This window comes from Bradyrhizobium denitrificans, from assembly GCF_013179005.1.
GTDB lineage: Bacteria > Pseudomonadota > Alphaproteobacteria > Rhizobiales > Xanthobacteraceae > Bradyrhizobium > Bradyrhizobium denitrificans.
The window spans coordinates 78,938-101,073 of record NZ_JABFDP010000006.1 but is presented as its reverse complement, the minus strand read 5'-3'; the positions used below and the strand labels follow the sequence as shown (position 1 = coordinate 101,073).

Below are 22,136 nucleotides of genomic sequence, written 5' to 3'. Positions count from 1 at the left end.
CGGAAGGCAGGTTTCCATCTTCCCGAAGCATGCTCTAAGCAAGGTCCGCCTTCATCAGGTCGCGCAGCGCCCTTGGGATCGGCTGCGCCTTGCCGCCGCTGATGAAGGCGACGCGGACATCGGCCTTGACGAGCACCTCCTCTCCGCGCCGCACCTCCTGCGCCAGCGTGATCGAGGCGCCTTTGACCGCGATCGGCCAGGTGACGACGTCGAGCACGTCGTCCATGCGGGCCGGCCGCAGGAAATCGAGCGTCATCGAGCGCACGACGAAGGCGAAGCCGGGCGCCTCGCTGGCGGCCTCGGCGAACAGCGCGTGCTGCTCGGCCCCCATCAGCCGCAGATGATTGGTGCGGCCGCGCTCCATGAAGCGGAGATAGTTGGCGTGATAAACGATCCCCGAAAAATCCGTGTCCTCGTAATAGACACGCACCTGCATATGGTGGCGCCCGTCGCGGATCTCGCCGTCGAGATGTTGATGGGTCACTGGAAATCCTCGATCGCCCGAAATGGCGATCGTTTCGCCCAGTTCAACCGCGAGCGCAAGCTACGACGTGACCTCCTGCGGTTCCCCGCCGACGGTGACCTGAACGATTTCCGGGGGCATGCCGATTCGCACCGGCATGAGGCTGCAGCCGAGCCCGCCGGAGACGATGACGTCACATTGCGTGCGGATGTGGCCGTAAGCCAGGTTGACACCATTGCGCGGAGGAACCGCCGGTGACCAGCCGAGCAGGCGGACCTGCCCACCATGGGTATGGCCGGACAATTGCAACGATACGCGCGACGGCACCCGCAGTGCGATGTCAGGCTCGTGAGCCATCAGGATGACCGGCGCGCGATCCGTGACCTTGCGCAGCGTGCCGGCGAGATCATCGACACCGATCCGCGGCACGGACCGGAATCGCCGCGCCGGCACGTAAGCCAGCTGATCGCCGAGGCCCGCCAGCCAGAAGGCCTGGCCGTCCTTGGTCAGCCGCACGACCTCGTTCTCATAGACGGGAATCCCGGCCGCCTCGAGCGCTTGCTGGGCGACCGGAACGCCGCGGCCGTTGCGTTGCACGGTTCGATCGTCCCAATAATCGTGATTGCCGAGAATGGCATGGACCCCCAGCGGCGCCTTCAAGCCGCCCAGCACCGGCGCCCAGGCCGCAGCGTCGATACGGCCGATGTGATGACGATGACCGGCGACATAGTCGCCGAGCAGCACGATCAGATCCGGTCGCAACGCGTTGGTCCGCGCCACGATGGTCTCGATATGCGCCAGCGACATCCAGGGATCGCAGGCATGGATGTCGGCGATCGCCGCGATCTTCAGCTCGAGGCCTACAGGCCAATTGCGCGGACGAACATGATAATCGGTGACGCCGAGGCGAAGCGGCTCGATGCCCACGCCATAGGTGGCGGTGGAAAAACCCGTGGCGGCGAGGCCACCGGAGAATGAGAGAAAGCGACGGCGTGACAGCATGGACGAACTCCTCGCACGCAATCCTCTTCTCCGCTCATTGCAACCGATTTCGGGTGTGTCTGTGCAGATTGTCAGCAGTTTCGTTAAGCATCGTCCTCGCTGCCGAACAGGCCGAACTGGCTGGCATCGCGGCTGGGCTCGGCCATGCCGAGATGACGGAACGCATGTGAGGTCAAGAGCCGGCCGCGCGGGGTGCGCTGCAGATAGCCGCACTGGATGAGATAGGGCTCGATGATGTCCTCGATGGCGTCGCGCGGCTCCGACAGCGCCGCCGCCATGGTCTCGACGCCGACCGGGCCGCCGCCGTAGTTCAGCGCGATGGTCGTGAGATAGCGCCGGTCCATCGCATCGAGCCCGGCGGCGTCGACCTCCAGCGCGCTCAACGCGTGATCGGCAATCGCACGATCGATCGCGTCCGCGTTCGCCGCCGAGGCGAAGTCGCGGACCCGGCGCAGCAGGCGGCCGGCGATGCGCGGCGTGCCGCGGGCGCGACGGGCGATCTCGTTGGCGCCGTCGGCGGTCATGCCGACCCCGAGCACGCGGGCGCCGCGCGTGACGATGCCCTCGAGCTCCTCCACCGTGTAGAAGTTCAGCCGGATCGGGATGCCGAAACGGTCACGCAGCGGATTGGTCAGCAGGCCTGCGCGCGTGGTCGCGCCCACCAGCGTGAACTTCGCCAGGTCGATCTTGACCGAGCGCGCCGCCGGTCCTTCGCCGATGATGAGGTCGAGCTGGAAATCCTCCATCGCCGGATAGAGCACCTCCTCGACCGCCGGGCTCAGGCGATGGATCTCGTCGATGAACAACACGTCGCGCTCTTCGAGATTGGTGAGCAGCGCCGCGAGATCGCCGGCCTTGGCGATCACGGGTCCCGACGTCGCACGAAAACCGACGCCGAGCTCCCGCGCGACGATCTGCGCCAGCGTGGTCTTGCCGAGACCGGGAGGGCCGACGAACAGCACATGGTCGAGCGCCTCGCCGCGCTTGCGCGCCGCCTCGATGAAGATCGACAAATTGGCGCGCGCCTGCTGCTGGCCGACGAACTCAGAGAGCTGCTGCGGACGCAGCGCGGTGTCGCCGACATCGTCGGAGCGCCGCTCCGGGCTGACCATGCGCGCGGGCGGCTTCATTTGCTGCCGCGCTTGTACTTGTTGGGCAGCAGCTCGCCGATGGTAACGACCTCAGGCCCGGCGCCGTTCGATGGCACGATCACGCGCGCTTTGGCATCGTAGTCATGGATCAGTTCGCGGCAGGTGCCGCAGGGCGAGACCACCGCGACCTCGCCGGGCTCGCCGGGCTTCGGATGGCGCACCGCGACGATGGTCTCGATGCCATGATCACCGTGCTCGGTGATGGCGCGGCCGATGGCGATGGCCTCGGCGCAGACGGCATTGCGGCCGAGATAGGCGTCGATGTTGACGCCGGTGATGATACGGCCGTCGCGGGTGCGCATGGCCGCGCCGACCTCCTGCCATTCGTTGCGGTAGCGGCTCCTGACCGCGGCTGCGGCGGCCTCGATCAGCTCCTTGTCCTTCTTGCTCACCATGAGGAAAACATCTGCCCTTCTGCTCGCCCGGCGCGGCAACGATAGCTTATTTCGCCAGCTCTTTGAGACCGAGACGGATGAGTTGCGCGGTCTCGGCCTTGTCGCCGGCGGCCCGCGAGGCGGCGGCGATGGCCGCGGCCGCCTGCGGCTGGCCATAGCCGAGATTGATGAGCGCGGAGATCGCATCCGCGATCGGTTGCGGCGCGCGGGAGTCCTCGATTGCGCCGGACAACCTGATAACGCCTGGATCGACATCGGCAAAGGCCGGAGCCTTGTCCTTCAGCTCGGTCACGATGCGCTCGGCGACTTTGGGACCAACGCCCGGCGTCCGCGCCACCGCGGCCTTGTCGCGCAACGCAATGGCGTTGGCGAGATCGGCCGGCGGCAGGGTGCCGAGGACGGCGAGAGCGACCTTGGCGCCGACGCCCTGCACGGTCTGCAAAAGGCGAAACCATTCCCGTTCGACATCCGAGCGAAAACCGAACAGCTTGATCTGGTCCTCGCGCACATAGGTCTCGATCGACAATGTGGCGGCTTCACCCGGCGACGGCAAGGCCTGCAAGGTGCGCGCCGAGCAGTGCACCTGATAGCCGACGCCGCCGACGTCGAGGATCACGAAATCCTCGGCATAGGAATCGATCAGGCCCTTGAGCTTGCCGATCATAGTCCGGCCACCTTCATCCGCAGCGCCTGGCCCTGGCGGTGATGGGCGTGGGTGATGGCGATGGCGAGCGCATCCGCGGCGTCCGCCGACGGCGGCTCGGCCTTGGGCAGCAGGATCTTCAGCATCACCGCGATCTGGCCCTTGTCGGCGTGTCCGGCGCCGACGACGGTCTTCTTGACCTGGTTGGGGGCGTATTCAGCGACGGAAATTCCGAACATCGCCGGCGCCAGCATGGCGATGCCGCGAGCCTGGCCAAGCTTGAGGGTGGCGACGCCGTCCTTGTTGACGAAGGTCTGTTCGACCGCGGCCTCCATCGGGGTGTAGCGGCCAAGCACCGCTGAGAGCCCCTCGTGGATCGCTAGCAACCGGTTCGCCAGCGGCAGGTCGTCGGGCGGCTCGACCGACCCACAGCCGACATAGATCAGCCGGTTGCCCTCGCTCTCGATCACGCCCCAGCCGGTGCGGCGGAGGCCGGGATCGATCCCGATGATGCGGACGGCGGCGCGAATCGGCTGGGCTTTCATGCGTTAGAGATAGCCTCGCGCCACACCGATGGAAACATAAACGGAACAGCGGCAGCGACGTGGTTAAGCGTCCGTCAACCGCCCATTTTCGCCATCAGCGCGTCCGAGATCTCGAAATTGGCGTAGACGTTCTGAACGTCGTCGTGCTCGTTCAGAAGGTCCATCAGCTTCAGCAGCTTCTCGCCGGTCTCGTCGTCCACCGACACTGTGTTCTGCGGTTTCCACGTCAGCGCCGCCTTGCGCGGCTCGCCGAACTTGGCTTCGAGGTTCTTGGCGACCTCATGGAAGCTGTCCGGCGACGCATAGACCTCGTGGCCGCCCTCGCCCGAGATCACGTCGTCGGCGCCGGCCTCGATCGCCGCGTCCAGCACCGCATCGTCGGAGGCGACGCTGCGGTCGAATTCGATGATGCCAACGCGGTCGAACATGAACGAGACCGAGCCGGTTTCGCCGAGATTGCCGCCCGATTTGGTGAAGTAGGAGCGGATGTCGGAGGCCGCGCGGTTGCGGTTGTCGGTCAGCGCCTCGACGATGACGGCGACACCGCCAGGGCCGTAGCCCTCGTAGCGGATCTCGGCATAGTTCTCACCCTCGCCGCCGAGCGCCTTCTTGATCGCGCGCTCGATATTGTCCTTGGGCATGTTCTCGGCGCGGGCGGCGACCACGGCGGCCCGCAAACGCGGGTTCATCGCCGGATCGGGCGTGCCGAGCTTGGCCGCGACGGTGATTTCGCGCGCCAGCTTGCCGAACAGCTTGGACTTCATCGCATCCTGCCGGCCCTTGCGATGCATGATGTTTTTAAATTGGGAATGGCCGGCCATGCGAGGTCTCTTGGAAGGGTCTGAGGTCAGTGGGAAGCGCGGCCTTATAGGCCGATGACTCGTCAAAATCAAAGATTTGGAGCGGATTCAAGGGGCGGTGCAACCGACGGCATGCAGCTGGTGGCCTTGCACCGTAAGGCGGAATTTAACCATCGCTTCACGCCGAAGTGCAAGGATATCAGCCTATCTGCACCTTTTCACGCGCACCGGGGTACCTTCCCATGGCGTTTGGTTTTCTTGCACGACGTGCCCCTGCGCCCGAGACGAAGGCGGAGGTCGCCCTGAAGCCGATCGCCGTCGTTGAGACGCCGGCCGGAGCGGACGGCGATTCGGCGAGCGCGATTCTCGACCTGCTGGAGCTGGAACTCGGCGGGATGATCCGTCAGCTGGAACGCGCCGCGAACGCCGTCGCCAGCGGTGCCGAGGCGACCGCGGGGACACTGACCGACATCCGCCAGCGCGCGGACGCCCTGACCGGCCGCAGCAGCGCCGCCCAGGGGACGGCCGCGACCTTTGCCCAGGCGGCCGAGAAGGTGACCCAGTCGGCGCATGGCATCCGCGCACAGGTCCAGGATGCAGGCCAACTCGCCGACCAGGCCAGCGCTGCCGCGAGCGAGGCACGCGCCAATGTCGACCGGCTGCGCGAATCCTCGGCCGCGATCGGCAATGTCGTCAACCTGATCTCCCAGATCGCCCGCCAGACCACCCTGCTCGCCCTCAACTCGACCATCGAGGCCGCGCGGGCCGGCGACGCCGGCCGCGGCTTTGCGGTGGTCGCGACCGAGGTCAAGGCGCTGGCCATCCAGACCCAGAATGCGACCGAGGAGATTACCCGCAAGATCGAGGCGCTGCAGAAAGACGCCGCCGGCTCCGCCGACGCCGTGCACCGCATCGCGCAGGCGATCGATGCGATCCGCCCGGTGTTCACCAATGTCAACGGCGCGGTGGCCGAGCAGAACCAGACCACCGGCGAGATGTCCGGCAATGCGGCGCAGGCGTCGCAATTCATCGCCTCGGTCGTGGACAGTGCCGCCGACATCGGCACCGCCACCAAGCAGGCGGAGAGCTATGGCGAAAGCGTCACCAGCGCCGGCCGCGCGGTGAAGATGCACGCGCAGAAGCTGAAGGCGCGCTGCGCGGTGCTGCTGCGCCAGGGCAATCGCGTTGCCCGCAGCGGCAATGAGCGCCTGCCCTGCCATCTCAGCCTCGAGATCAAATCCGGCGCGCGCAGTCTCAGCGTCCCTGTCTATGAGATCTCCAACGATGGCATGCTGATCACCGGACCTGAGGCGAGCCGCCTGCCGGTGAACGAGCGTTTCGACGCCGTGCTGGAGGATGTCGGCCCCTGCCGGCTGCGCGTGACCGAGCAGGTCAAGGCTGGCGCCCAGGCGCGGTTCGATGCGCCGAACGCCGAGCTGCGCGAGAAGATCGAGGACAAGCTCTGGGCGCTGCACGAGGAGAACAACGAATTCGTTGCCCGTGCGATGGAGGCCGGCACCGAGCTGAACCGGATTTTCGAGAACGCAGTCAAGAACGGCGAAATCACCCTCGAGGACATGTTCGATACGAACTATGTCGAAATCGCCGGCACCAATCCACAGCAGCACCGCAGCCGCATTCTCGACTGGGCCGACCGCGCTTTGCCGCCGTTCCAGGAGGCCTTCCTGGCCAAGGATGCGCGGATGGCATTCTGTGTCGCGATCGACCGCAACGGCTACCTTCCGGTGCACAACAGGATCTATTCGCACCCGCAGCGGCCGGGGGACGTGGCCTTCAACACCGCCAACAGCCGCAACCGCCGAATCTTCAATGATGCGGCCGGCCTCGCCGCCGGCCGCAACCAGCGACCTTATCTGATCCAGAGCTATGCCCGCGACATGGGCAACGGCAACACCGTCATGATGCGCGAAATCGACGTGCCGATCCGCGTCCGCGGCCGGCACTGGGGTGGCTTTAGGACTGCCTACAAGCTGTAAATCGAGCTGAGATCCGCCGACAATCCTCTTAATAAGCATAATGCTGGGAGCCTGGAAATGTCCGTCGCGCAACGCGCAATCCTGGAAAGTCACGATGCGCGCTGGGGCGCCGAACGCCTCATCGACGAAATCGCCGACCGCATTGGCGGGCTCGGCGTCGAGCTCGCCGATGTCGCTGGCAATGTGCAGGAGGTCGCCAACCGGTTCAGCTACCAGTCGCAGCGGTTCGGCCATCTGCAGACGACCGCCAAGACGATGGTGGCGGCCAATCACGACATCGCCACCGCCTCGCAGGCGGTGCAATCGGCCACGTCGGCGGCGGTCGGCGATATCGCGCAATCGCGCAGCGTCGTCGATGCCGCGGTGCGCCACATCGCCGAGCTGGTGGATTCGGTCGAGCGCATCGAGCAGCGGCTCGGTTCGGTGGGCGATGCGCTGTCGCAGGTCGCCAAAGTGTCGGTGGCGATCGAGGCGATCGCCAAGCAGACCAACCTGCTCGCCCTCAATGCCACGATCGAGGCGGCGCGCGCCGGCAGCGCCGGCCGCGGCTTCGCTGTGGTCGCGAGCGAGGTGAAATCGCTCGCCGAGGCGACCCGCCAGGCCACGCAGCAGATCGGCGACACGCTGCGGGGACTCGATTCCCAGGTGAAGAACCTGCTCGGCGAGAGCGGCCAAGCCTCCTCGCGAGCCAAGACCGCGGGCGAAGGCGCCCAGCAGATCGGCGGCATCATCGTCCGCGTCCAGGACGGCTTCACCAGCGTCGGCCAGGAAATCGACGGCGTAGCCAAGGCCGCGACCTCCAACCTCGCGCATTGCGACGCTGTGATCAGCGAGCTCAACGAGCTTGCCAAGGGTGTCGATCAGTCCTCGATCGAGCTCAAGCAAGCCGACGCCCGCATTGCCAAGCTGCTCGACAGTTCCGAGGCGCTGATCGGACTGATCGCCGAGAGCGGCGTGCAGACCGCCGATGCGCCGCTGATCAAGGCCGTCGTCGAGACCGCAAAGCAGATCTCCGCGGTGTTCGAGGCCGCCGTCGATCGCGGCGAGATCTCGCTCGCCGACCTGATGGACGAGAACTATCGCGAGATTCCGGGCACCAATCCCAAGCAATTCATGACGCGCTATGTCGACTTCACCGACCGCGTTCTGCCGCCAATTCAGGATCCGCTGCAGAGCACCGACCCGCGCATCGTGTTCTGCGTCGCCTGGGCGCGGGGCGGCTATCTGCCGACCCACAATCCGAACTACCGCAAGCCGCAGGGGCCCGACCCGGTCTGGAACAACGCCAATTGCCGCAATCGCCGCCTGTTCGAGGATCGGGCCGTGAAGAAGGTCGCCGCGGCGAGCAACAAGCCGTTCCTGCTGCAGACCTATCGGCGCGACATGGGCGGCGGCCAATTCGTGCTGATGAAGGACCTTTCGGCGCCGATCTTCATCAAGGGCCGTCATTGGGGCGCATTCCGGATGGGCTTCCGCCACAGCTAGGCGCGGTGCCTCACGCGCCCCAGAAGGGAGGCCTGGCCGGGGACAATCGTCCGCCGATGCGCAACGGCGCGATCTTGACGGCCAGCCCGGTCGCATCATCGGTCTCGACCGCCACACCGCTCAGGGTGGCCTCGCCCATCGCCGGCTCGAACCGCGCCGACGGGATGCCGGACTGGAAGCGGCGCAGCGGCTCGTCCTTCTGCATGCCGATGATGGAGTCGTAATCGCCGGTCATGCCGGCATCGGTCATGTAGGCGGTGCCGCCGGGCAGGATCTGGTGATCGGCGGTCGGCACATGGGTGTGGGTACCGACCACGAGACTGGCGCGGCCGTCGCAGAAATGGCCGAGCCCCTGCTTCTCGCTCGACGCCTCGCAATGCACGTCGACCACGATCGCGTCCGCCGCCTCGCGCAACGGGCAAGCGCCGAGCTCGCGGCCGATCGCCGCGAACGGATCGTCGAATGGCGTCATGAACACGCGGCCGAGCACGTTGACCACCAGCGCCCGCGCGCCGTTCTTGGCCTCGACCAGCGCGGCGCCGCGCCCGGGGGTGCCCGGCGGATAGTTCGCGGGACGCACCAGGCGCGGCGCCCGCTCGATGAACACCAGCGCCTCGCGCTGATCCCAGGAGTGATTGCCGAGCGTGACCGCGTCCGCTCCGGCATCGACCAGTTCCTGATAGATCGCCTCGGTGATGCCGAAACCGCCGGCCGCGTTCTCGCCATTGACGATGACGAGATCGAGCGCCCAGTCGCGGATCAGGCCTGGAAGGTGGTCAGAGACGGCGCTGCGGCCGGCCCGGCCGACCACGTCGCCGACAAACAGAATTCGCAATTCATTTGCTCCGGAAATCGAAGGTCTCGCGTTCGGTTAGCACATAATCCAGCGCGGCGTCGTGGGCCAGGGCCGGCACCGCAGCGGTTTCCTGGATGGCGAAACCGAGACCGACGCCGATGACATGATGCGCCTTCCGCAGGTGCGAAAAGGTGTAGTCGTAGTAGCCGCCGCCATAGCCGATGCGGTGGCCGGCGCGGTCGAAGGCCGCGAGCGGCACCAGCATGACGTTCGGGATCAGCTCGGCGGCGGCCGGCGACGGTTCGGGGATGCCAAGCGACCCCATCACCAGCCGATCGTCCGGCGCGAAGGCCCGGAAGGTCAGCGCGTGGCCCCGCGCGGTGATCGCCGGCAGCGCCAGCCGGGCCCCGGCGGCGGCAAGTCTCAGCATCAGGGGGGCCGGATCGAGCTCGCTGCGAATCGCGACATAGCCGGCGACGACGGCGCCCGGCTGCAGCGCGAACGGCAGGCCGCGGGCGGCAATCGTCGCTGCGGCCGCCTTGCGGGCATCCTCGCTCAGCGCATCGCGCGCGGCAAGCGCGTTGGCTCGCAACTGCTGCTTGGACTGCTGTGCGGCCTTCATCGGCATGCGACGTGACCTCCGGGGAGGCCCGCGGACGGCGGGCGATCGAACGTTCTCAGAAACGCTGGGGACCGGCAACCGATGGGGACGGAGAACAGAGAAATGAGGGCAGAGAGATGAGGGAAGAGAGTGAAGCGCGAAGCCGCAATCGCCGTTGAAACGCTCGATCCCGGAGTTCCCTACGAAAGTAGGTGGGCACCATATGTCCAGGTCCACGGACCTGGCCAGGGACAGTTCCCTAAAGGATCGATAAGGCCCCGGGGATATGTTGGTTCCGGACGCGCGTCGCAGCCTCGCCGAGCCAATGTAACCATCGCGGGGTGATTTTGCCAGCGGTGGACGTGATAAGGCGAGACTAGGCCTGCAACTCGCTGTCGTGGCCCGGGTTGCAGCCTTCGCTCAAGCTTCGGCGCGCCCCGGGGGCTCATGGCGGCCGCGTCGAAGGCGAAGACGTGACCGGGCGCCCCAATACTCCGAGGCCGCGGTGACGGAGCCGAGAGGCCGCGGCGTACTGGATCGCCCGCTTTCGCGGACAATGACAGTTGTGGGTTTGCGACGGTCGGGCCGATCACGGCAGAGCCGACGCGGATTGCCCGTTGTGCAAAGGGGCCGTGCGAGAAGGCCGGTATCGCGACGACGCGAGGCCGCCATACATTCCGCTGTCCCGCGAGGCTGCCAGCGAGGCAGCGCGGCACAAGCCGCGCATAGTGTCGCCATGATTGAGGCTCAACGATTGCAGCAGTGGTTGTGCCGGATCATGACCACCAATGCCCAGTAGCGTACATATCTGTAGCGTCCATTGGAGACTGGCATGCGCTTCGATCTCAGGACAGTCACAGCGGCCTGCGCGCTGTTGATCGCATCGGCGGGCGCGAGCCTCAGCGCCGAGGTCAAGATTCACCGTGTCGCGATCCAGGTCGATCAGAACGATCCGGCGATCATGAATCTGGCCCTCAACAACGCCAGCAACATCATGGAGACCTTCAAGGAGAAGGGCGAGGAGGTCGAGATCGAGCTCGTCACCTACGGGCCCGGGCTCAACATGCTGCGCGAGGACACGTCGCCGGTGAAGGACCGGCTCAAGCAGATCGCCGAGCTCAGCTTTCCCGCCAAGATCAAGTTCTCCGCCTGCAACATCACCAAGCGCGGCATGGAGAAGCGCGAAGGTCACCCGATCGCGATCGTCGCCGAAGCCAGCCTCGTGCCCTCGGGCGCTGTGAGGCTGATGGAACTTCAAGAGAGCGGCTGGAGCTACCTAAAACCCTAGGTAGCTGTCGCCGCAAATCCGCCAGGTTTATATCACACGTTCACACGACCTTAGATTGAAGCGGCCATATCAGTCTGCTCACGGGGACACGCGGGCAGACGCGATCGGGGATGATCATCATGCGTCGAACGCCCGCTGGTCCAGCGCTGATCGCGCTGGCGCTGACCTCTGCTGTCTTGTTCACTGCCGGGCCCGTGGCGCTGGCTCAGGATCTCATCAGGGATCAGCCTGCGACGCCGCTCTCCCTCAAGCCCGCCCGCACGGCGGAACGACGGGCTGTCGAGCCTCGGGCCGCGCAGGCGCGTGTGCCCGAGCCACGCAGCGCAGCGGACGAAACCGCGACCAAGACGCGCATGAACCAATGGACCGTCGGCCTCGCCGCGGGCCTGCCCGATGGCGGCTTCGTGCGCTTCGCCAGCGAGATGGCGCGGACGATGGATGACGGCGACAATATGCGCCTGATTCCGATGGTGACGCGCGGCACGACGTCGAACATCGCCGACCTGCTCTATCTGCGCGGCGTCGACGTCGCGATCACCTATGCCGATGCGTTCGACTTTTATGTGAGGCAGGCCGGGCTCGCCAACATCAACGACCGCATCCGCTATGTGCTGCGATTCTTCATCTCCGATGTGCATATCTATGCACGCAATGAGTTCAAGTCGCTGCAGGATCTCAGAGGCCAGAAGATTGCGGTCGGCACGGCCGGCGTCGCCGCGGCGCATACCGGCCCGCTGATCTTCCGGCGACTTGGCATCGACATCGAGCCGGTCGCGGTTGGCGGACCGGTCGCGCTGGAGAAGCTGCACAAGGGCGAGATTGCGGCGATGGTCTATGTCGCCTCGAAGCCGGGCGAGGTGTTCAGCAGCATGAAGGCGGCCGACCCGGGCTTTCACTTCGTGCCGATCCCCTACACCAGCCAGTTCTCGGACTTCTATTATCCCACGGCGATCAAGGCCGAGACCTATCCGGCGCTGCTCGCGCCAGATACCTCGATCGAGACGATCGCGGTCCCTTCGGTGCTCGCCGTCTACAATTGGAAGCCCGGCAGCGACCGCGCCGACCGCGTCAACCGTTTCGTCGAGACGCTGTTCACCAACCTCGCCCGCCTGCAGCAGCCGCCGTTTCATCCGGGCTGGAAGGATCTCAATCTCGACGCCCAGGTGCCGGGCTGGCAACGCTATCCCTACGTCGAGACGGTGCTGGAGCGCATGAGGAAGGAAGCCGATGTCGGCCTGCCGCCGGCCGCAACCGGCAGCCTGTCGCAACAGGAGCGCTTCGAGGCGTTCCTGGCCTCGCAGGCCAAGGCGCCGACGACGAAGGCCGAGAAGGAGGAGCTGTATCGCTCGTTCCTGGACTGGAGCCGCAAACGTCAGAAGTGAGGGATCGACGTGATCCGATGCCAGCTGGCGCTCAATCGCTTATCGCAGCGATGCGAGCAGATAGGTGGAAACTGAAAAGCGAGCTATCACGGCAGAGACGGTCAGCTCCCTCTCCCCGTTCTTACGGGGAGAGGGTTGGGGTGAGGGGCAGCCGCACGGGAAGTGCATGCGGTGAGACCTGTCCCCCCTCACCCGGATTGCATCTGGCGATGCAATCCGACCTCTTCCCGCAAGCGGGGCGAGGTGCACCGCGCCTGCCGCACGAGCGATCGTCAAACAACTTTTCTCAGCTCAACAACAGCTCCATGCCCGGATCGCCCTTGGCCATGGCCCGCTGATAAGCGGGGCGCGCGCCGATCCGCGCCAGATAGCCGCGGATGTTGGGGAACGGCGCGAGGTCGTAGGGCAGGAAGTAGCGCATCGTGGTCAGCGAGAACACGGTCATGATGTCGGCGGTGGTCAGCGCGTTGCCGGCCAGATAATCCGTCTCGCCGCAGCGCGCCTCGACGGCGGCGAAGGCGCGATCGACGCGCCCGCGCATCGCCAGCAGCATGGGATTGTCCTCGGGCAGATTGAGCCGGTTCAGGATCATCAGCCGCCCCATCGCCGCCTGCAGCGTGCCGTTGGCGAAGTGAAACCAATACAGGAACGGGGCAAAGCCGGGATCGTCGGGACCGGGCCGCAAGCGCCCCTGGGCGTATTTCGCGGTGATGTACTCGACGATCGCCCCGGACTCGGCGAGTTGCAGCTCGCCGTCGGTGATGACGGGCGCGGCGCCGATGGCATGCAGCGCCTTGTACTCCGCGGGCGCCAGGATGGTCTTGGCGTCGCGCGCGTAACATTTCAGATCGTAGGGGATCTCCAGCTCCTCGCAGAGCCAGACGATGCGTTCGGATTGGGATTTTCCGAGATGATGAACGGTGAGCATGCGCTACCTTACCATCGCGCCATAGACGATGTCCTGCACCTGCTCGCGATAATATTTGCGCAAGTCCCCGGGCGCCGCCGTGCCGACCACCACAACGAGGCGCTCCTTGGGATCGCAGAAGAACTGCGTGCCGAAGGCGCCGTTCCAGCTGAACTCGCCGGGATTGCCGGGGACAGCAGAAAGGCCCTCGCTCACGCGCACGGCGACGCTGAGGCCGAAGCCGAAGCCGGCGCGATGCGGCTCGACATTGGCGACGGTGTTCTTGATCTCCGGTCCCAGATGGTTGGAGGTCATGTGATGCACTGTCTTCGGGCTCAGGATGCGCACATCGTCGAGCTCGCCGCCATTGAGCAGCATCTGGCCGAAGCGGATGTAGTCGCCGATGGTCGCAAACGAACAGGCGCCGCCGCAATCCGACCTGGTCGGCGTGTCCAGGAGCTTGATCGCCTGCGGCTTGCCGGTGAGCGGATCGTTCGGGAACGGCCGCGCCAGCCGCGGCCGCTGCGCCTCGGTCGGCGCGAAGGTGGCATCGACCATGCCGAGCGGCTTCCATAGATTGTTGGAGAGATAGTCGCCGAGCCGCTGCTCTGAGACCTTCTCGACGACGGCGCCGAGCACGTCGATGGAGAAGCCATATTCGAACTGCGTGCCCGGCTGATGCGCCAGCGGCAGCTTGGTGAGGCGCTCGATGAAGGCCTGGGTGTCGCCCTCGATCGCCGGCGCGATGCCGTCCGGATAGAGCCGCGCCACCGGGCTCGCGCTGTCTGGCCGGCCGCCATACATCAGGCCCGAAGTGTGGCGATAGAGATCATGGATCAGGATCGGGCGCCGCTGCGGCTCGAACTGCAGCGCTCCGCCCTCCTGCACCACGCCGACCTTCATGTCCGCGAACGCCGGATAATAATCGGCGAGCTTCGCCTGCAGCGGCAGCCGGCCCTGCTCCATCAAAGTGAGCGCGCCGACCGCCGCCATCGGCTTTGTCATCGAGGCCAGGGCAAAGATCGCATCCAGCGGCATCGGCGTGCCCTTGACCGGATCGAGCTGGCCATAGGCCTTGTAGTGCACCAGCTTGCCATCGCGCGCGATCGCCACCACGGCGCCGGGCACGCGCTTGGCGGCGATCTCGCGGGCGAAGAAAGCGTCCATGCGGTCCAGGCCGGATTGCGAGAAGCCGACCTCGTCGGGCTTGGCTTCGGGCAGAGGTGCGGCAGCGAGCGGCGTGACGATCATGGTGAAGGCAATGGCCGCAGCCGCCTTGATCCGCGTCTTCATGAAACCTCCCTGATGCGGGTGACCCCGCTTATGCTTGCGGGACTCGACAGGTCCGCTGACGCAAGCAGTAAGTCAGCTCGCGGAGATCGACAAGCGTTTGCAACACGATCGTATCGCGGCGATGTGATCAGCTTCGCTGCTGCACAATGGCCGCGCGACCTGACGAATCATCGAGGACGGATGAGATCGCTGCCGCGCGGGATCACGCATGCTGAGAACGATCGGGCACATCCTTCACGCGATCTGGGCTGTCTGCGCGATCGCGGCCGGCACATTCGTCGGTGCCGCCTTAGGTCTTCACTCCGGCGGCTGGATCGGCGCCGTTGTGCTGGGGGCCGTCGGCCTCGTCATCGGCGCCGTGGCGGCGGCATTCCCGTTGCAAACCATCGCAACGATCATCGAGGGCCTCTGATCGCATCGCCGGAACCGTTGCGGTTGCGAGATGTTGGCTAACTCACGTTTCGAACAGAGCTTAGCGCCATGACCGCAACCGAACTCGGCGCGCGCTATCGCGCCTACATCGCGTGCCTGAACGCGCAGGACTGGCCGCAGCTCGGCAATTTCGTGCACGAGCATGTCGTCCACAACGGGCGGCAGATCGGGCTCGCAGGCTATCACGACATGCTGATGGGCAATTTCGCCGAAATTCCAGACCTTCGCTTCGACATCCGCCTGTTGCTATCAGACCCGCCACATGTCGCGAGCATCCTGAGCTTCGATTGCCGGCCGCGCGGCACGTTTCTCGGCCTCCCCGTCAACGGCCGGCGCGTCGTCTTCGCCGAGCACGTGTTCTACGCATTCCGCGAGGGCAGGATCGCCGAGGTGTGGTCGGTCATCGACAAGGCGGCGATCGAGCTGCAATTGTGAGGCCACGGCGCGAGCGTACATTCCATCCTGCCACTGATGGATCTGGCTCTGTCATTGATGGCGAGTGCTGCGAAACAATGCTGAGCCTTTGCTCGGCCCTGGATTGCTTCGCTGCGCTCGCAATGACGGAGCAAGTCAATGATGATTGGACAAACTGATCAGTTGTATGTCGTAGCAACCTACCCGATCGCCACGCCACCGCCGATCGTGCGGTTCAGCACCTGCGTGGTGCGCTCGATGCGCTCGGCGGCGGCGTTCAGCGCCTTGGCCACGGCAACCTGCGTCGCGCGGGCGCGGTCGGCGGACTGGTTGCGCACATTGCGCAGGCCTTCGAGCTCCTGCTCCAGCATCTGCACGCGCTGATTGGCGTCGATCAGTTCGTCGCACACCGTGAGCGCCGCCATCACGGTGAGCCTGGCGTCACCGATCTCGCCGAACTTGCCGCGCAGATTGGTGATGCGGGATTCGAGGCTCTCGGCGAGCTTCAGCAGCCTGAGCTCCTGGCCCTCCTCGCAGGCCATGCGATATTGGCGGCCGTTGATGGTGACGTTGATGTGGCTCATTCGTCATCCTCATCATGATGCGCCGTGTCCTGCGCGTCGCCGCCATTGAGCACCGCGCGAATGGTGCCGATCGCGCTATCGAGGCGCTCGGCGATCTCGCGATTGGTGCGCTCGAGCCGGCGCGTTTTCATCAGCGAGCCGTCGAGTTCATCCGCGAGGCGGGAGCGATCGGCGCCGAGCGCCTGGATCCGCGTCGCCAGCTCGTCCTCGTCCCGATCAGCCTCCCGCCGCCGCTCGACCGCGCTCTCCAGCGCGTCGAGCGCGGTCATCAGGCGCCGCGTCGCCGCCTCAAGATCGGCGGCGCCGGGTTCCACCTGACCGGCAAGATTGGCAGGGTGATCGTTCATGAGGCGGATGCGAGGCCCTTCCATCGCCGGGATAGCGACAAAAGCCGCTGTCCGGCAAGCGTTTACGGGCAAAATCTTACGTGCTGGACGAGCCAAGCGCAACGCTCGGCCGAAACTATGCACTACTAAGCAACTTTTGGGCGGCCCGGGACGTTGCATTGCCTTTGATTCCCGGAACCGAGGTGCTAATCAGCCCGCAAATTCCGGGCCCGCCAGCGATACCGGCGGCTCTCTTGTCATCAGCACTTCACGTTTGGACGGATTCCAGCATGACGCAGGTCGATCATTCCCGCATGGCCAACGCCATCCGCGCGCTCGCGATGGATGCCGTCGAGAAGGCGAAATCGGGCCATCCCGGCCTGCCGATGGGCGCCGCCGATGTCGCCACCGTGCTGTTCACCCGCGTGCTGAAATATGATGCTGCAGCGCCCGCCTGGCCGGACCGCGACCGCTTCGTGCTGTCGGCCGGCCACGGCTCGATGCTGCTCTACGCGCTGCTGTATCTCACCGGCAACGAGGAGATGACGCTCGACCAGATCAAGCGTTTCCGCCAGGTCGATTCGCTCACCCCCGGCCATCCGGAAAACTTCCGCACCAAGGGCATCGAGACCACCACCGGCCCGCTCGGCCAGGGCATCTCGACCGCCGTCGGCATGGCGCTGGCCGAGAAGATGCTGCAGGCTGAATATGGCAAGAAGATCGTCGACCATCACACTTACGTGCTGGCCTCCGACGGCGACCTGATGGAGGGCATCTCCCAGGAAGCGATCGCGATGGCCGGGCACTGGAAGCTCAACAAGCTGATCGTGCTGTGGGACGACAACGGCATCTCGATCGACGGCCCGCTGTCGATCGCCGACTCGGTCGACCAGGTGAAGCGCTTCAAGTCGGCCGGCTGGGCCGCCGAGCTGATCGACGGCCATGATCCGGAGGCGATCGCCGCCGCGATTGCCCGTGCGCAGAAATCCTCCAGGCCGTCGCTGATCGCCTGCAAGACCACGATCGGCTATGGCGCCCCGACCAAGGCCGGCACCTCCAAGGTGCATGGCGAGGCGCTCGGGCCGGAGGAATTGAAGGGCGCCAAGGAGAAGCTCGGCATCTCCCTGGAACCTTTCTCGGTGCCGGACGACGTGCTGGCGGCCTGGCGCGAGGCCGGCCGCCGCGGCGCGCCTGCGCGCGCCGAATGGGAGACGCGGCTCGCCGAGATGGGCCCGCGCAAGCGCGCCGAGTTCGAGCGCCGGTTGCGCCATGAGCGTCCCGCGGCGCTCGCAAAAGCGCTGAAGGACCACAAGAAGGCGCTGCTGGAGACCCCGCTCAACATCGCGACGCGCAAATCGTCGGAGGCCGCGATCGAGGTGATCGCCGCGGCGATGCCGTTCGAATTCGTCGCAGGCTCCGCCGACCTCACCGGCTCCAACAACAACAAGGCGAAGTCGGCCACCTCGTTCTCGGCCAAGACGCCGAAGGGCCGCTTCATCCATTACGGCATCCGCGAGCACGGCATGGCCGCGGCCATGAACGGCATCTTTCTGCATGGCGGCTTCGCGCCGAACGGCGCCACCTTCCTGGTGTTCTCCGACTATGCCCGCGGCGCGATGCGGCTGTCGGCGCTGATGGGTGCCGGCGTCGTCTATGTCCTGACGCACGACTCGATCGGCCTCGGCGAGGACGGCCCGACGCATCAGCCGGTGGAGCATCTGGCGGCGTTGCGCGCGATCCCGAACATGCGCGTGTTCCGCCCGGCCGATGCGGTCGAGACCGCCGAGTGCTGGGAGCTGGCGCTGAACCGCACCAACGGGCCAACCGTGCTGGCGCTGACGCGGCAGAACCTGCCGCAGCTGCGCACCTCGGCCCCGTCGGACAATCCGTGCAGCCATGGCGGCTATGAGCTGGTCGCAGCCCAAGGCGAGGCCAAGGTGTCGCTGTTCGCCACCGGCTCCGAGGTCGAGATCGCGGTCGCCGCGCAGAAGCAGCTCGCCGAACGTGGCATTCCAGCGCGCGTGGTCTCGGTGCCGTCGCTGGAGCTGCTGCTGGAGCAGCCGGAGGACGCGAAGGCCGCCATCATCGGCAAGGCACCGGTCAAGATCGCGATCGAGGCCGCGGTGCGCTGGGGCTGGGACGCCGTGATCGGCTCGGACGGCATCTTCATCGGCATGCATTCGTTCGGCGAGAGCGGCCCCTACAAGGAGCTCTACAAGCATTTCGGCATCACCGCCGAGGCCGCCGTGGACGCGGCCGTGAAGCGGCTGGGCTGATCCTGCCGCAAGCGGCTGCATCGCCAGCCTCCGATCTCAACCCTCATGGTGAGGAGGCGCAAAGCGCCGTCTCGAACCATGAGGCCCGGGTCGAGATCACGGGCCTCGTCCTTCGAGACGCTTGGCTTCGCCAAGCTCCTCAGGACGAGGAGCGGCATTGACTGTGACGCGCAAAGACGAGGACAATACGAGAACCGGCGCGGCTTGACGCCCCTGTTCTCCCGACCTGCGGACGCTCTCTCCACCCATGGCCTCAGCCCCCAACGCCACGACCGATACGGCCGATCGCGCGCTGGCCGTGCTGCATTCGGTGTTCGGGCTGCCGGGCTTTCGCGGCGCGCAGGAGAAGGTGGTCCGGCATGTCACCGCGGGCGGCAATTGCCTGGTGCTGATGCCGACCGGCGGCGGCAAGTCGCTGTGCTATCAGCTGCCGGCGCTGCTGCGCAAAGGCTGCGGAATCGTCGTCTCGCCGCTGATTGCCTTGATGCGCGACCAGGTCGCCGGGCTGACCGAGGCGGGCGTCAATGCCGCGGTGCTGAACTCGACGCTGTCGCGCGAGGAGGCCGACGAGGTCGAGCGGCGGCTCATCGCCGGCGATCTCGATTTACTTTACGTCGCGCCGGAGCGGCTGGTGACGCCGCGCTGCCTGGCGCTGCTGGAGCGCGCTGACATCGCGTTGTTCGCGATCGACGAGGCGCATTGCGTGTCGCAATGGGGGCACGATTTCCGCCCGGAATATATCGGCCTGTCGATCATTGCCGAACGCTTCCCCGAGGTGCCGCGCATCGCGCTGACCGCGACCGCCGACGAGCTGACGCGCAAGGAGATCGCCGAACGGCTCGGCCTCACCGACGCACCGCAATTCGTCGCGAGCTTCGACCGCCCGAACATCCGCTACGAGATCGTCGACAAGAACAACGGGCCGGCGCAGCTGAAGGCCTTCATCAAGGAGCGCCACCCGGGTGACGCCGGCGTCGTCTACTGCCTGTCACGCGCCAAGGTCGAGGATACCGCGGCGGCGCTGACCGAGGCCGGCATCACCGCGATCCCCTATCATGCCGGGCTCGAGGCGAGCGTGCGTTCGCGCAACCAGGACCGCTTCATCAACGAGGACGGCATCGTCGTCGTCGCGACCGTCGCCTTCGGCATGGGCATCGACAAGCCCGACGTGCGCTTCGTGGCGCATCTCGATCTGCCGAAAAGCATCGAGGCCTACTACCAGGAAACCGGACGCGCCGGGCGCGACGGCAAGCCGTCGACCGCCTGGATGGCCTACGGCCTGTCCGACATCGTGCAGCAGCGCCGGATGATCGACGAGTCCACCGGCGCCGAGGCGTTCAAGCGGGTGTCGATCCGCAAGCTCGACGCGCTGGTGGCGCTGGCCGAGACCGCCGGCTGCCGGCGCCGGCTGCTCCTGAGCTATTTCGGCGAGACCCCGGCGGACGAGAAATGTGGCAATTGCGACAATTGCCTGTCGCCGCCGCAGGTGCGCGACGGCAAAGTGATCGCGCAAAAGTTGCTGTCCTGTGCCTATCGCACCGGGCAGCGCTTCGGCGCCATGCATTTGATCGACGTGCTGGTGGGGCGCGCGACCGAGCGCGTCAAGCAGTTCGGACATGATCAATTGTCAGTGTTCGGCGTCGGGCGCGAACTTAATGAGAAGCAATGGCGCGCGGCGCTGCGCCAGCTGGTGGCGATGGGCCATCTCGCGCCGGACAGCGAGGCCTATGGCGCGCTGAAGCTGACGGAGAGCGCGCGCGGCGTGTTGAAGGGCGAGACGCCGATCCTGCTGCGCGAGCAGACGGCGAGCACCGGCCGTGCGATCCGCAGCAAATCGCGGCGTGGCGACCTGGTGCAGCGGCCGGCCGCGGCAGGCGATGCCACGCTGCTCGCGCGCCTGCGGGCCTGGCGCTCGGAGATCGCGCGCAAGCGTGGTGTACCAGCCTATGTCGTGCTGCACGATGCAACCATCGATGGCATCGCCAGCGCCCGGCCGGCCACGCTCGGGCAGCTTCGCGACATCCCCGGGATCGGTGACAAGAAGCTTGAACATTACGGCGACGAGTTGCTGGCGCTGATCACGGCGGCAGGCGCCTCAGGATCAGGATCGCCATCAGACAGTTGAGATTGGCGCAAAAACGGGCTACCAAGGGCTCATATCGTCCGCTCCCGTCCGGCAGAACCGGTCGGCATTAGTTCCAAAACCCTCGTGGCGCCCTTCCGAAAGGGTCGCAGACGGGGACGAGAAACGTCATTGAAGGAGACGAACATGGCAGTCCGGGTCGGGATCAACGGGTTTGGCCGCATTGGCCGTAACGTTCTGCGCGCCATCGCGGAGTCGGGTCGCAAGGACATCGAGGTGGTCGGCATCAACGATCTCGGCCCGGTCGAGACCAATGCCCATCTGCTGCGCTTCGACAGCGTGCATGGCCGCTTCCCCCACACCGTGACCGTCGACGGCGACAGCATCGATATCGGCCGCGGCAAGATCAAGGTGACCGCCGAGCGCGATCCGTCGAAGCTGCCGTGGAAGGATCTCGGCGTCGACATCGCGCTCGAATGCACCGGCATCTTCACCTCCAAGGACAAGGCCTCCGCGCATCTGACCGCCGGCGCCAAGCGCGTGCTGGTCTCGGCGCCGGCCGACGGCGCCGACGCCACCATCGTCTACGGCGTCAACCACACGACGCTGACCAAGGATCATCTTGTCGTCTCCAACGGTTCGTGCACCACCAACTGCCTGGCGCCGATCGCCAAGGTGCTGAACGATCTGGTGGGCATCGAGACCGGCTTCATGACCACGATCCACGCCTACACCGGCGACCAGCCGACGCTCGACACCATGCACAAGGATCTCTATCGCGGCCGCGCGGCGGCGATGTCGATGATCCCGACCTCGACCGGTGCGGCCAAGGCGATCGGCCTCGTACTCCCCGAGCTGAAGGGCAAGCTCGACGGCGTCGCGATCCGCGTGCCGACGCCGAACGTCTCGGTGGTCGACCTCAAGATCGTCGCCAAGCGCAACACCGATCCGAAGGAGATCAACGAGGCGATGAAGCGCGCCAGCGAGCAGGAGCTGAAGGGCATCCTCGGCTACACCACGGCGCCGAACGTCTCGATCGACTTCAACCACGATCCGCACTCCTCGACGTTCCACCAGGACCAGACCAAGGTCATGAACGGCAACCTCGTGCGCGTGATGTCCTGGTACGACAATGAGTGGGGCTTCTCCAACCGCATGGCCGACACTGCCGTCGCAATCGGCAAGCTGCTGTAACCCACATACACCGTCATGCCCGGCCTTGTGCCGGGCATCCACATCTTGCTCGCAAGGCAACTAAGCCGTGGATGGCCGG

At 66.0% G+C, this 22,136-nt stretch carries 22 protein-coding genes and 1 other RNA gene; 9 read left to right on the top strand and 14 right to left on the bottom strand.

Going from position 1 to position 22,136, the window contains the following annotated elements; genetic code table 11:
• Nucleotides 1–34: 34 nt before the first annotated feature.
• The 7 genes from ybgC to HL671_RS07820 form a co-directional block, all read right to left on the bottom strand.
• Nucleotides 35–484 carry a tol-pal system-associated acyl-CoA thioesterase gene (gene ybgC, locus HL671_RS07850; protein WP_172236068.1) on the bottom strand — a complete coding sequence of 150 codons (450 nt, stop codon included), beginning with the start codon at nt 482–484 and terminating at the stop codon, nt 35–37.
• 60 nt (nt 485–544) lie between these two features.
• On the bottom strand, nt 545–1,465 hold the full coding sequence (locus tag HL671_RS07845) for a metallophosphoesterase (RefSeq protein WP_172236067.1): 921 nt from the start codon (nt 1,463–1,465) through the stop codon (nt 545–547).
• Between the two features lie 83 nt (nt 1,466–1,548).
• On the bottom strand, nt 1,549–2,595 hold the full coding sequence (ruvB, locus tag HL671_RS07840; RefSeq protein ID WP_012046727.1) for a Holliday junction branch migration DNA helicase RuvB: 1,047 nt from the start codon (nt 2,593–2,595) through the stop codon (nt 1,549–1,551).
• Nucleotides 2,592–3,011, bottom strand: coding sequence for a cytidine deaminase (locus HL671_RS07835; protein ID WP_012046728.1), 420 nt, complete (start codon nt 3,009–3,011; stop codon nt 2,592–2,594). Before HL671_RS07835 ends, ruvB begins: the two co-directional genes overlap by 4 nt.
• A gap of 46 nt (nt 3,012–3,057) precedes the next feature.
• The gene (ruvA, locus tag HL671_RS07830) at nt 3,058–3,675 is read right to left on the bottom strand and encodes a Holliday junction branch migration protein RuvA (protein WP_012046729.1); all 618 of its coding nucleotides are present in this window, start codon (nt 3,673–3,675) and stop codon (nt 3,058–3,060) included.
• Nucleotides 3,672–4,199, bottom strand: a complete 528-nt coding sequence (gene ruvC / locus HL671_RS07825) for a crossover junction endodeoxyribonuclease RuvC (protein WP_172236066.1) — start codon at nt 4,197–4,199, stop codon at nt 3,672–3,674. Before ruvC ends, ruvA begins: the two co-directional genes overlap by 4 nt.
• A gap of 74 nt (nt 4,200–4,273) precedes the next feature.
• Nucleotides 4,274–5,020 (bottom strand): YebC/PmpR family DNA-binding transcriptional regulator, encoded by a 747-nt coding sequence (locus HL671_RS07820; RefSeq protein ID WP_012046731.1) that lies wholly within the window; start codon nt 5,018–5,020, stop codon nt 4,274–4,276.
• A gap of 221 nt (nt 5,021–5,241) precedes the next feature.
• Here HL671_RS07820 and HL671_RS07815 point away from each other — a divergent pair, with 221 nt between their 5' ends.
• Together HL671_RS07815 and HL671_RS07810 are read left to right on the top strand one after the other, a co-directional pair.
• A complete protein-coding gene (locus HL671_RS07815) occupies nt 5,242–6,996 on the top strand; it encodes a methyl-accepting chemotaxis protein (protein ID WP_012046732.1) in 1,755 nt (584 codons plus the stop codon).
• 57 nt (nt 6,997–7,053) lie between these two features.
• Nucleotides 7,054–8,481, top strand: coding sequence for a methyl-accepting chemotaxis protein (locus tag HL671_RS07810; RefSeq protein WP_012046733.1), 1,428 nt, complete (start codon nt 7,054–7,056; stop codon nt 8,479–8,481).
• A 10-nt stretch (nt 8,482–8,491) separates the two neighbouring features.
• On the opposite strand, the gene HL671_RS07805 is transcribed toward HL671_RS07810, so the two are convergent.
• The 3 genes from HL671_RS07805 to ssrS form a co-directional block, all read right to left on the bottom strand.
• Nucleotides 8,492–9,316: a TIGR00282 family metallophosphoesterase gene (locus tag HL671_RS07805; protein ID WP_012046734.1), complete on the bottom strand. Its 825-nt coding sequence runs from the start codon at nt 9,314–9,316 to the stop codon at nt 8,492–8,494.
• A 1-nt stretch (nt 9,317) separates the two neighbouring features.
• Complete coding sequence (locus HL671_RS07800; protein WP_012046735.1) at nt 9,318–9,899, bottom strand: 5-formyltetrahydrofolate cyclo-ligase; 582 nt, start codon at nt 9,897–9,899, stop codon at nt 9,318–9,320.
• A gap of 135 nt (nt 9,900–10,034) precedes the next feature.
• Nucleotides 10,035–10,196, bottom strand: a non-coding RNA gene (ssrS, locus tag HL671_RS07795) — 6S RNA.
• A gap of 514 nt (nt 10,197–10,710) precedes the next feature.
• On the opposite strand from ssrS, the gene HL671_RS07790 reads away from it, so the two are divergent.
• Both HL671_RS07790 and HL671_RS07785 read left to right on the top strand, forming a co-directional pair.
• On the top strand, nt 10,711–11,166 hold the full coding sequence (locus HL671_RS07790) for a DsrE family protein (RefSeq protein ID WP_012046736.1): 456 nt from the start codon (nt 10,711–10,713) through the stop codon (nt 11,164–11,166).
• Nucleotides 11,167–11,285: 119 nt separating this feature from the next.
• Nucleotides 11,286–12,548: a TAXI family TRAP transporter solute-binding subunit gene (locus HL671_RS07785; RefSeq protein ID WP_172236065.1), complete on the top strand. Its 1,263-nt coding sequence runs from the start codon at nt 11,286–11,288 to the stop codon at nt 12,546–12,548.
• A gap of 286 nt (nt 12,549–12,834) precedes the next feature.
• On the opposite strand, the gene HL671_RS07780 is transcribed toward HL671_RS07785, so the two are convergent.
• Both HL671_RS07780 and HL671_RS07775 read right to left on the bottom strand, forming a co-directional pair.
• Entirely contained in the window at nt 12,835–13,476 is a 642-nt protein-coding gene (locus HL671_RS07780; RefSeq protein WP_172236064.1) for a glutathione S-transferase family protein, read from the bottom strand.
• Nucleotides 13,477–13,479: 3 nt separating this feature from the next.
• Nucleotides 13,480–14,748, bottom strand: coding sequence for a serine hydrolase domain-containing protein (locus HL671_RS07775; RefSeq protein ID WP_172236063.1), 1,269 nt, complete (start codon nt 14,746–14,748; stop codon nt 13,480–13,482).
• A gap of 208 nt (nt 14,749–14,956) precedes the next feature.
• Between HL671_RS07775 and HL671_RS07770 the strand changes: the two genes are divergently transcribed.
• Nucleotides 14,957–15,160 (top strand): hypothetical protein, encoded by a 204-nt coding sequence (locus HL671_RS07770; RefSeq protein ID WP_172236062.1) that lies wholly within the window; start codon nt 14,957–14,959, stop codon nt 15,158–15,160.
• Between the two features lie 68 nt (nt 15,161–15,228).
• The gene (locus tag HL671_RS07765; protein ID WP_172236061.1) at nt 15,229–15,615 is read left to right on the top strand and encodes an ester cyclase; all 387 of its coding nucleotides are present in this window, start codon (nt 15,229–15,231) and stop codon (nt 15,613–15,615) included.
• Between the two features lie 179 nt (nt 15,616–15,794).
• On the opposite strand, the gene HL671_RS07760 is transcribed toward HL671_RS07765, so the two are convergent.
• Together HL671_RS07760 and HL671_RS07755 are read right to left on the bottom strand one after the other, a co-directional pair.
• On the bottom strand, nt 15,795–16,178 hold the full coding sequence (locus HL671_RS07760) for a cell division protein ZapA (RefSeq protein ID WP_012046741.1): 384 nt from the start codon (nt 16,176–16,178) through the stop codon (nt 15,795–15,797).
• On the bottom strand, nt 16,175–16,525 hold the full coding sequence (locus HL671_RS07755; RefSeq protein ID WP_172236143.1) for a DUF4164 domain-containing protein: 351 nt from the start codon (nt 16,523–16,525) through the stop codon (nt 16,175–16,177). The genes HL671_RS07760 and HL671_RS07755 overlap by 4 nt, the downstream gene beginning before the upstream one ends.
• A 269-nt stretch (nt 16,526–16,794) precedes the next feature.
• Between HL671_RS07755 and tkt the strand changes: the two genes are divergently transcribed.
• The 3 genes from tkt (at nt 16,795) to gap (ending at nt 22,057) form a co-directional block, all read left to right on the top strand.
• Nucleotides 16,795–18,780, top strand: coding sequence for a transketolase (gene tkt, locus HL671_RS07750; RefSeq protein ID WP_012046743.1), 1,986 nt, complete (start codon nt 16,795–16,797; stop codon nt 18,778–18,780).
• A gap of 247 nt (nt 18,781–19,027) precedes the next feature.
• Nucleotides 19,028–20,905, top strand: a complete 1,878-nt coding sequence (gene recQ, locus HL671_RS07745; protein WP_012046744.1) for a DNA helicase RecQ — start codon at nt 19,028–19,030, stop codon at nt 20,903–20,905.
• A 144-nt stretch (nt 20,906–21,049) separates the two neighbouring features.
• The gene (gene gap / locus HL671_RS07740; RefSeq protein ID WP_012046745.1) at nt 21,050–22,057 is read left to right on the top strand and encodes a type I glyceraldehyde-3-phosphate dehydrogenase; all 1,008 of its coding nucleotides are present in this window, start codon (nt 21,050–21,052) and stop codon (nt 22,055–22,057) included.
• Nucleotides 22,058–22,136 lie beyond the last annotated feature (79 nt).